The sequence below is a fragment of the Actinoallomurus acaciae genome, assembly GCF_042429965.1.
Lineage (GTDB): Bacteria > Actinomycetota > Actinomycetes > Streptosporangiales > Streptosporangiaceae > Actinoallomurus > Actinoallomurus acaciae.
Window position 1 is genome coordinate 1 of the sequence record NZ_JBHLZP010000345.1, and the last position, 8931, is coordinate 8931.

General features: G+C 72.4%; 13 protein-coding genes. 8 read left to right on the plus strand and 5 right to left on the minus strand.

Annotated features, from left to right (window positions below):
- Positions 1-141: 141 nt before the first annotated feature.
- Entirely contained in the window at positions 142-738 is a 597-nt protein-coding gene (locus ACFFNX_RS33640) for an RNA polymerase sigma factor (RefSeq protein WP_378209904.1), read from the minus strand.
- Positions 739-941: 203 nt separating this feature from the next.
- Here ACFFNX_RS33640 and ACFFNX_RS33645 point away from each other — a divergent pair, with 203 nt between their 5' ends.
- The 4 genes from ACFFNX_RS33645 to ACFFNX_RS33660 all read left to right on the plus strand — a co-directional run bounded on the left by ACFFNX_RS33645 (position 942) and on the right by ACFFNX_RS33660 (position 3878).
- Positions 942-1676 (plus strand): type 1 glutamine amidotransferase, encoded by a 735-nt coding sequence (locus tag ACFFNX_RS33645; protein WP_378209905.1) that lies wholly within the window; start codon positions 942-944, stop codon positions 1674-1676.
- An 87-nt stretch (positions 1677-1763) separates the two neighbouring features.
- Positions 1764-2624, plus strand: a complete 861-nt coding sequence (locus ACFFNX_RS33650; protein ID WP_378209906.1) for an ABC transporter permease — start codon at positions 1764-1766, stop codon at positions 2622-2624.
- Positions 2625-2697: 73 nt separating this feature from the next.
- Positions 2698-3243 carry an MFS transporter gene (locus ACFFNX_RS33655; RefSeq protein WP_378209907.1) on the plus strand — a complete coding sequence of 182 codons (546 nt, stop codon included), beginning with the start codon at positions 2698-2700 and terminating at the stop codon, positions 3241-3243.
- A gap of 101 nt (positions 3244-3344) precedes the next feature.
- The gene (locus tag ACFFNX_RS33660; RefSeq protein WP_378209908.1) at positions 3345-3878 is read left to right on the plus strand and encodes a MarR family winged helix-turn-helix transcriptional regulator; all 534 of its coding nucleotides are present in this window, start codon (positions 3345-3347) and stop codon (positions 3876-3878) included.
- On the opposite strand, the gene ACFFNX_RS33665 is transcribed toward ACFFNX_RS33660, so the two are convergent.
- Positions 3840-4334: a universal stress protein gene (locus ACFFNX_RS33665; RefSeq protein ID WP_378209909.1), complete on the minus strand. Its 495-nt coding sequence runs from the start codon at positions 4332-4334 to the stop codon at positions 3840-3842. The two genes, ACFFNX_RS33660 and ACFFNX_RS33665, sit on opposite strands and share 39 nt — an antisense overlap.
- Before the next feature lie 65 nt (positions 4335-4399).
- Between ACFFNX_RS33665 and ACFFNX_RS33670 the strand changes: the two genes are divergently transcribed.
- Positions 4400-4834: a MarR family winged helix-turn-helix transcriptional regulator gene (locus ACFFNX_RS33670; RefSeq protein WP_378209910.1), complete on the plus strand. Its 435-nt coding sequence runs from the start codon at positions 4400-4402 to the stop codon at positions 4832-4834.
- Between the two features lie 16 nt (positions 4835-4850).
- Here the strand turns inward: ACFFNX_RS33670 and ACFFNX_RS33675 are convergent, their stop codons facing one another.
- Positions 4851-5135, minus strand: a complete 285-nt coding sequence (locus ACFFNX_RS33675; protein ID WP_378209911.1) for a DUF397 domain-containing protein — start codon at positions 5133-5135, stop codon at positions 4851-4853.
- Positions 5132-5980, minus strand: a complete 849-nt coding sequence (locus tag ACFFNX_RS33680) for a Sco1979 family transcriptional regulator (protein ID WP_378209912.1) — start codon at positions 5978-5980, stop codon at positions 5132-5134. The genes ACFFNX_RS33675 and ACFFNX_RS33680 overlap by 4 nt, the downstream gene beginning before the upstream one ends.
- Positions 5981-6164: 184 nt before the next feature.
- On the opposite strand from ACFFNX_RS33680, the gene ACFFNX_RS33685 reads away from it, so the two are divergent.
- Together ACFFNX_RS33685 and ACFFNX_RS33690 are read left to right on the plus strand one after the other, a co-directional pair.
- Positions 6165-6686 carry an ATP-binding protein gene (locus tag ACFFNX_RS33685; RefSeq protein WP_378209913.1) on the plus strand — a complete coding sequence of 174 codons (522 nt, stop codon included), beginning with the start codon at positions 6165-6167 and terminating at the stop codon, positions 6684-6686.
- 45 nt (positions 6687-6731) lie between these two features.
- Positions 6732-7541, plus strand: a complete 810-nt coding sequence (locus ACFFNX_RS33690; protein ID WP_378209914.1) for an SAM-dependent methyltransferase — start codon at positions 6732-6734, stop codon at positions 7539-7541.
- 28 nt (positions 7542-7569) lie between these two features.
- Here ACFFNX_RS33690 and ACFFNX_RS33695 read toward each other — a convergent pair whose 3' ends face one another.
- Positions 7570-8169, minus strand: coding sequence for a TetR/AcrR family transcriptional regulator (locus ACFFNX_RS33695; RefSeq protein ID WP_378209915.1), 600 nt, complete (start codon positions 8167-8169; stop codon positions 7570-7572).
- 61 nt (positions 8170-8230) lie between these two features.
- Here ACFFNX_RS33695 and ACFFNX_RS33700 point away from each other — a divergent pair.
- A partial coding sequence (locus tag ACFFNX_RS33700; RefSeq protein WP_378209916.1) for an FAD-dependent monooxygenase occupies positions 8231-8931 on the plus strand: 701 nt, incomplete at its 3' end.

The window sequence follows — 8931 nt, forward strand, 5'->3', positions numbered from 1 at the left end:
CGGCGACGGCCGCCTCCTCACCATCCGGATCGCGCGCCGGGGGCGCGGGCGCGCCGGCGACCAGCGCGGCGAGCGCCGGCCGTCCGGCCGATTCCCCGCGGAGTATCCGTTCGACGGCGTCGGGACCGAGGCCGGGATCGTTCATCGCGGGAGCTCCAGGTCGTTGATGAGGCGCTCGAGACGGCGCAGCCCGCGGTGCGCCGCCGTCCGTACGGCCCCGGGGCGTTTGCCGGTGAGCCGTGCCACGGCCTTGGCGTCCAGTCCGATGACGACGCGCAGCACGATGATCTCGGCCTGGTCGCGGGGCAGGCGCGCGATCAGCGCCAGGGCCGAACGCGTGGACAGCGAGTCCAGGGCCGCGGTCTCGGTGTCCTCGGACGCGGGCAGGTCCAGGAACTCGGCGACCGGCGTGTGCTCGACCGGACGGCGCCTGCGGCGGCGCAGATGGTCGAGCGCGCGGTGGCGGGCGATGGTCGCCGTCCAGGCGCGGAAGCCCTCGGTGTCGCCGTCGAAGGCGGCGATGTCCCTGGCGATGTGCAGCCATGCCTCGGAGGCGACGTCTTCGGCGTCGTCGCCGACCAGCGTGCGTACGTAACGCAGCAGCCGGGGGTGGAACTGCCGGTAGAGCGTGCGGAAGGCGTCCTCGTCCCCGTCGCGCGCGGCCCGGAGAGCCGCGCCGAGATCCTCCGGCCCCACCGTCGGCCAAGGCGGGTGATCGAGCTCCTCTGCGTGACTCACGCGCGACATGATGCGCCACCTGCCGCGTACGCCCCAACCTGGTCGCTGACGGGCAGGTGCGTACCGCGGCGGGCGGCCCGGCGACGCGAGGAGCGGAGCGCCCGCCGGGACTGGAATAGTGGTCACCTGCCGGCCACGCGTGCGTGCGACATCGGACGCGGTGCGCCGGCCCGACCGCAGCAGATGTTCGATGGAGCGCAGCAGTGACCTCCCTTCCTCCTCACCGGATCCTCGTCGTCCGCAACGCCGAGCGAAGCCCGATCGGACGGCTCCTTCCCTGGTGGGAGGCTGACGGACTGCACCTGGTCGAGGTGACGGGCGACGCGGTCCCCGCCGCGCCGGACGGCTTCGACGCGGTGGTCCTGCTCGGCGGTGGCCTCCTGCCCGATGACGACGAACGCGCCCCGTGGCTGGCGGCCGAGCGCGAGCTGACGCGGAGCGCGGTGGCGCGCGGCGTCCCGCTGCTGGGCATCTGCCTGGGCGCCCAGGTGCTGGCCGCGGTGGCGGGTGGCGTGGTCCGCGGCGACCACGGCCGTCCGGAGCGCGGTTCGTGCCGCGTCTCGCTGCTCCCGGAGGCCAAGGCGGACCCGCTGTTCGACGGCCTGCCGGAGCAGCTCTGCTTCATCCAGAACCACCGGGACCAGATCACCGAACTCCCGCCGGACGCCGTCCACCTGGCCGAGAGCGACGCCTGCCCGATCCAGGCCTTCCGCGTGGGGGAGCGCGCCTGGGGCGTGCAGTTCCACCCGGAGGCCGGAGCGGACCGGCTCGACCGCTGGGATGAGGCCGCCCTCGCCGACGCAGGCCTGGACCTGCGTGTCCTCCGCGCCGAGGCCGAGCACGCCGAGCCGGAGTCGTGCCGGCACGCGCGGCGCCTCGCCTCCAACTTCGCCGCCCTCGTACACCGGGCCGCCTCCCGCGCGGACCTGACCGGCTGACCCGCCGGGGTCCGCGCGTTCGCGCCACCGGCGTGGGACACGGCGAGGCGGTTGCCGAGCCGATTCGGTGCCCATCAGGATCGTGGCATGACTGTGCGGAATGGGTTCTGGTCGGCCACGGAGGTCGCGAAGCCCTCCACGTTGCTGCCGGTCAGCCCGGCTCTCGGTGTCGTGATGGCGGTGCTGGCCCTCGTCGCGACCGCGGTGGCGGCCGTGGGAATGCTCGGCTACGGCCCGGCCGTGCTGCGCTCTGGCGTGCGCGCGGTGGTGCAACTCGGGCTCGTGTCCGTCGTCATCGCCACGATCACCCGGTCGATCCCGCTGACCGTTGCCTTCGTCGTGCTCATGTACGGGGTGGCCGCCCGGGTCGCCGGACGGCGTATCACCACCGGCCGGGCCGCGTGGTGGGCGGCGGTGCCGATCGGCGTCGCCACCGCGCCCGTCATCGTCCTGCTGCTGGCGACCGGTCTGGTGCCGCCGCGTGGCATCACGATGATCCCGATCGCGGGCATTCTCATCGGTGGTGCGCTCACCGCCACGACTCTCGCGGGTCGCCGTGCCGTCGATGAGCTGACGCACCGGCGCGGAGAGGTCGAGGCCGCCCTGTCCCTCGGCCTGACCGACCGGGAGGCCGCGCTGGAGATATGCCGGCCGCACGCGGCGACCGCGCTCGTCCCGGCCCTGGACCAGACCCGCACCGTCGGCCTGGTCACTCTGCCCGGCGCGTTCGTCGGCATGCTGCTGGGGGGCGCGTCGCCGGTCGCCGCCGGCGCGGTTCAACTGTTCGTCCTCATCGCCCTGCTGGCGGTCGAGGCCACCGCCATCGTCGTCACCATCGAACTCGCCGCGCGCGGGCGCTTCAGCCATCCGGACACGATCGCCGAGGCGGCGCGTCCGTGGTGGCGACCACCGTCACGACACCCACCTGGGGCAGGCTCGCGGACCTGACGAGCAAGAAGGTCGTGGTCCAGCTCGTGTTCGTCGCCGGATCGACCTTCGCGGGCCTCGCGCGAACCCCGCCATGCTCATCACGGCCCGCGGCGTACAGGGCATCGGCGGCCTGACCGCCCTGGCGCAGGTGATCATGGCGGTGATGATCGCGCCACGGGAACGCGGTCGCCACTCCGGCTACATCGGCGCCGTGTTCGCGCTCGCCACCATCGGCGGCCCGCTGATCGTCGACACCTCCTGGCTGCACCGGCGCTGGTTCTTCTACGCCGATGTGCCGTTCGCCGTCCTCGCGCTGATCGTCCCGCAGCGGACACTCCACCTCCCGGCGCGGAGGCGTCAGGTGAAGGTCGACTGGGCGGGCGCCACGCTGATCGCCGCCTCGACCTCCCCCGTGCTGGTGCGGGTGTCGTTCGCGCGGGTCACCCTGCACGACGCCGCCGGCAACGTGGTCGGCGTCGCGACGACCGGCCCGGGCGGGGAGTACGCCTTCGGCGATCTGACCGGGGGCCGGTACCCCCTCACGGCCTCCGGCTACGCGCCGGTGACCAGCGCGGTCGTCGTCGACGGCCGTGACGACGACACGCACGGCAGGTGGCTCGGCCGCCCGGAGCGATGACACACGCCGGTCCGGTGAACGCGGTCCTTCAAGCCGGCGTTAAGGTGACGCGTGGATAATCCTCGCCGGTGACACCATCGAGGCGAGGCGAGAAGACGGTGATGACGATCGCGGCCGACCACGAGACCTACGACGCCGTCGAGCGCGAGCTCGGCGTCCTCCTTCGCCGCGCGCGTGCGCTGTCCGTCGGGATGATGCGCGAGGTGCACCAAGGGCTCGACCCGGCGGCGTACGGCCTGCTCCTGGGCCTGTACGAGCGCGCACCGGTGCGCCCGAGCGATCTCGCGGCCTACTTCGGCGTCGGCAAGGCGACGATGAGCCGCCAGCTGAGGGCGCTGGAGGATCTGGGTCTCGTCGAACGCCGTGCCGATCCCTGCGACGGGCGTGCCCACCTGCTCGCGCTCACGGGCGAAGGGCGGCGCCGGATGGACGCCGTACGCGTCGCGCGCCGGGAGAGCTTCTACGCGCTGCTCGACACCTGGCCGGAGGAGGACGTGCGCACGCTGGCCACGATGCTGGGCCGCTTCAACCGGCTGGCCCAGGAGAACGGCACTCCCGTGCGCCCCCGGCCGGCGGGAGGCGAGGAGCGGTCCGGCTCAGCTCACACCGGTGCGGTGAACGGGACACACGCCTGACCGCGCCAGCCTGCGGGCCGGGCAGCGGTGGAACCAGCGCGACCACGGCGCGCGCGGCAACTGCCCGACGAACAGGGCGTCGCCGTGCTCGGCGCGTGCGACCTGTGCGAGGCATCGGTCCGGACGGCCCGAGACGACCTTGAACCTCCAGGGCCGGCCCGTCGGGTCGAGGGTCTGGACGCACTGGAGCCAGGCGTCGATCTCCCGGCTGTCGCGGCACTCGCGGCTGATCGCCACGGCTCCCGGCGCGAGGAACGCCGTCATCTCGCACATGCCGGGCAGGGAGCGGACGTGGACGCACAGGATGCGCGCGTCGGCCTCCGCCGCCTGGTCGGCGGCCTCCCGGAGCGCGGCGAGCCCGGAGTCGGTGCCGTCCACGCCCACGATGAAGAGCGGTGTGCTCCGCGAGCCCCGGACAACGCTGTCCGAGCCGTCGGGTCCGAATGAGTGATCCATCGCCGTCCTGCTCCTTACCGCCGTTCCATAGTACGCTATGTAAATCGGTGAGCGGGGGATGAAGCGTGGAGCTTTTCGATGAATTCGTCGACGCGGTCCTGGATCTGATGCGCACGGCGCGGCGTACGGGCGGGGCCGCCCACACCGTCCGGGGGGACGGCGTCTCGGTGCCGCAGCTCGTCGTCCTCGCCGCGGTCGAGGTCGCGGGAGGGCAGGGGGTCACCGCGGTGGCGGAGCGCGCGGGGCTGGCGCAGCCCACGGTGACTCGTGCGCTGGCGGCGCTGGAGCGCCGGAGTCTCGTACTCCGCGCGCCGCACGCCAGCGACGGCCGGACCACGTCCCTCGCGCTGACCCTCGCGGGCAAGACGATGCTGGAGGAGACGATGCGGAACGTCGTCGCACGCTTCGGCGAGGTCTGGGAGTCACTGGCGGAGGACCAGCGCGAGCACGCGGTGCGACTGGTCCGCAGCCTCGCGCGGGTCACGGCCGAACTCACCTGACCCGTGTCCGCGTCCCTCAGCCGTCCCGCGGGTCCGGCGGACGGGGCGTGCCGTCGCCGTGGGGGCGGATGAGGAGATGGTCGAACGCCCCGTGCTTCACCGCGTCGATGAGGTCCTTCAGCTGGGCCTTGGCGAAGATCAGCACCGGACCGTCGGGGTGCCGGGAGTTACGCATGGCGATCTGCTCGCCGGGCAGCGTGGCGAGCTCGACGCAGTTGCCCTGCGGGCTGCTGGCCGGGCTCTTGTGCCACTGGGCGTCGGCCAGGCCGCCGGCGGGCATGCCGTTGTGGAGCGGGCTCAATAGTCGTCCATGATGTGGTTGATGATGTCGATCGACTCGGTGGGGGAGGCGCTGACGATCGACAGGCGCTCCATCACGAGCAGGTAGGTGTCGACCTCCTCGCGCTTGTCCAGGTACAACGCGTTCGTGAGCTGTTCGACGTAGATCACGTCGGTCATCTGCGGATCGGGGAAGCGCAGGATGGAGAATCCGCCCGGCGCGGTGTGGCCGCCGACGGCGAACGGCGTGACCTGCAGGGTGAGGTTCGGGAGCTTGGTGGCCGCCACGAGCTCTTCGAGCTGGTGGCGCATGACCTCGGCGCCGCCGAACGGCCGGCGCAGCGCGGCCTCGTCGATGATCGCCCACAGCCGGAGCGCGCCGTCGCGGAACCGCCGCTGGCGGTCGCGCCGGAGTGTGACCCGCCGGTCGAGCTCCTCGGCGCGGAAACCGTCCAGGGCGATCACCGCGGCGGCGTAGTCGGGACTCTGCAGCAGGCCGGGGATGTAGTGCGACTCGTACGTCCGGATGCGCCGCGCGGCGTTCTCGAGCCCGACGTAGGGCTGGAACCAGCCGGGCAGGACGTCGTTGTAGCTGTGCCACCAGCCGGGCTGGTTGGCGCGCCGGGTCAGCGACAGCAGGTCCTCGCGGACGGTCTCGTCGCTGACGCCGTACAGGAACAGGAGTTCGGCGACGTCCTCCTGCTTGAACGCGTTGCGGCCGCGCTCCATCCGGCTGATCTTCGACTCCGACGCGCCGATCTCGTGCGCGGCCTGCTGGGGTGTGACCTCGGCGAGTTCGCGGAGACGGCGGAGTTCGGCGCCGAGGAGAATGCGCAGGACCACGGGCCCCGAGCCGGAAATGTTCATTTCGGCCACCCTAAAAAGAGGCGTACGGCCAAGGGCGATTCAACACCGCCGTGGCCGCATGATCGGGTCAGGACATTATGCGTCCGGATCGGCCGATGTGGTTGCGGATGCAATTGCACGCGAGAATGATATCTCGACAACGGGGTCGCCGTCCTGACCCTGGAGTCGCACCCGAGGACTTTCGATGGTCGGAACACCGGTGACCCGGGCGGGCATCGTCTGCCCGGATTTCGGGTTGATCACGGATCAACCCGATAGTGAAGATGATCCGGATATAGCGATTCACTCGCGCGACGACCTGACGATCGCGCTGGGCGACGATCTCACCTGGGTGAAATACGCGCGCGACCACACGGCCGCCGTCATGGGGGCATGGGAGCTCGCCGGACAGGTCCCCACCGCGACCCTGGTCGTGTCCGAGCTGGTGACCAACGCGCTGCGGCACGCCCTGCCGTACGCCGGGGCCCGGCCGTGCCGCCCGGTTCTCCTGCGCCTCGTATGCCGCCGCCGGTCGGTCATGTGCCTCGTCGCCGACCCGAGCGATCGGCCGCCGGTGCTCACCGAGCCCGACTTCGCCGCCGAGACGGGCCGTGGCCTGTATCTGGTGGCCGCCCACAGCCGCCGGTGGGACTGGGCGCCGAGGCGCGATCTGCCGGGCAAATGGGTCTGGGCCCTGTTACCACCCCCGGCCGATGCGTCACGATGACAGAATCAGCCTTTTCTTCCCCGCCTTGGCAACAAGGGAGGCTCGATGTCGAGCGGCCAGCCGTCGGATGTGTTCCGGCCCGACATCCCCAGTCCGGCGCGAATGTATGACTACTATCTCGGCGGAAAAGATCATTATCCGGCCGATCGCGAGGCCGCCGAAAAGGTGATCGGGGCCATGCCGGGCGGGCTCATCCGCACCGCCGCGCGCCAAAATCGCCGATTCCTCGGCCGCGCCGTGCGCTATCTCGCGGCCGAAGCCGGAATCCGCCAGTTCCTCGACATCGGCGCCGGCCTGCCGACCATGGGTTCGGTGCACGAGATCGCGAAGGGCGTCGCGCCCGAAAGCCGCATCGTCTACGTCGACAACGACCCGATCGTCCTCGCCCACGGCCGGGAGATGCTCCAGGGAGTCGACCAGGCCGTCATCGTCCAGCACGACCTCCGGGAGCCCGAGAAGATCCTCGGTGACGAGTGGCTGCGGCGGACCCTGGACCTCGACCGGCCGGTCGCCGTGCTCCTCGTGGCCGTCCTCCACTTCCTCGCCGACGAGGAGGACCCGCGCCGGGTCATCGACACGCTGCTCGCGCCCCTCCCGTCCGGCAGTCACCTGGTCGTCTCCCACGCGACCGCCGACAGCTTCCCCGAGCTGGACGAGGCGATCCGGGTCTACCGCAAGGCCACCGAGAACGCGTACAACCGCACCCGGGATGAGGTGGCCGCCCTCCTCGACGGCCTGCAGCTCGTCGAGCCGGGACTCGTCTGGCTGCCCCAGTGGCACCCGGACGCCGACACCGGCCTCGTGGACGACCCCGGCCGGTCGGTCTGCTACGCCGCCATCGCCCGCAAGCCCTGACCGGCGCCCATTTCCGGTGCGCGATGCCTCAGCCGGTGCCGCCCGCTTCGCTCAGGGCCCCGGTGACGGCCGCGCGGGCGAGCGTGCGGGCGGCCTCCAGGCTCACCTCCGCCGGTGGGCGGGTGACCAGGGTGAACAGTGCGCCGCCGAACAGCGTGATGAGCGTCTGGACCTGCTCGCGTGACGTCGGCAGGCCGAGCGCGCGGTGCTGGTCGACGGTGACGTCGAGCGTGGCCCGGCCGATCCGGTCGAGCGTCTCCTGGAGGGCGGGGCGGCGCGTCGCCTCGAGGCTCAGCTCATAGATCGCCAGATAGCGGTCGCGGTGCCCGGTCGCGGACCCGTACAGGGAGAGGGCGATCAGCTCCACCAGGTCGCCGGCGTCCGCCGGGACGGGCGACCGCGCGTTCGCGGCGCGCATCTCCGTCTCGTGCAGCTCCACGATGCGCCGGGCGGCCGCCTCGAGGAGCGCGTCCCGGCTGCGGAAGTAGTTGGACGCGGTGCCCGGTGGCAGGCCCGCACGCTCGTCCACCGTGCGGTGGCTCAGGCCGTGGACGCCGGACCGCGCCAGCACCTCGATCGCGGCGTCGGCCAGGGCGCGACGGCGTTCGAGGTTCGGCTGCGGCGGCACCCCCTGAACGTACTACAACGCCCTTAGTACTATCATCGTAGTGGCTTTCGAGGAGGCGACGGTGCGAGTACTGGTGATCGGGGCGGGAGTCGGCGGTTTGGGCGCGGCACGGGCGCTGCTGGCCGCCGGGCACGAGGTCGGCGTGTACGAGCGCGCCCCCGCACCGCGGACGGGCGGAGCGGCGCTGACCCTGTGGAGCAACGGCACGGGCATCCTGGACGAGCTGGGGGTCTCGGTCGCGGACGCCGGCGCGGAGATCGACGTCCTCGAACAGCGCCGCGCGGACGGCCGGCTCCTGATCAGCGTCGACGTCGCCCGCGCGGCGGCTGCGTACGGGCATCCGCACGTGTCGCTGCCCCGCCGCCGTCTGCTCGAACGGCTCGCGGACGGGCTGCCGCCCGGAACGGTCGCCTTCGACCGGGCCTGTGCGGCGATCGAGCAGGACGGGGACACCGTCCGTGCGCGGTTCCGCGACGGCACCGCCGCCGAGGGCGACCTGCTGGTCGGCGCCGACGGCCGCCGCTCCGTGGTGCGTTCACAGCTGTGGGGCGGCGATCCCACCGAGCCGACCGGCTGGGTCACCTGGCAGGGCCTCGGCCCGATACCGACCGACGTCACCTCGTCCCGCCGCGGCGTCATGGTGGTGGGCCGCGCCGGCATGTGCGGCCTCATGCCGGCGGGGCACGGCCTGCTGCAGTGGTGGTTCGACGTGCGGCGCCCGCCCGGTGAGCCGGTGCCGTCGTCGCCGCTCGGCGAGCTGCG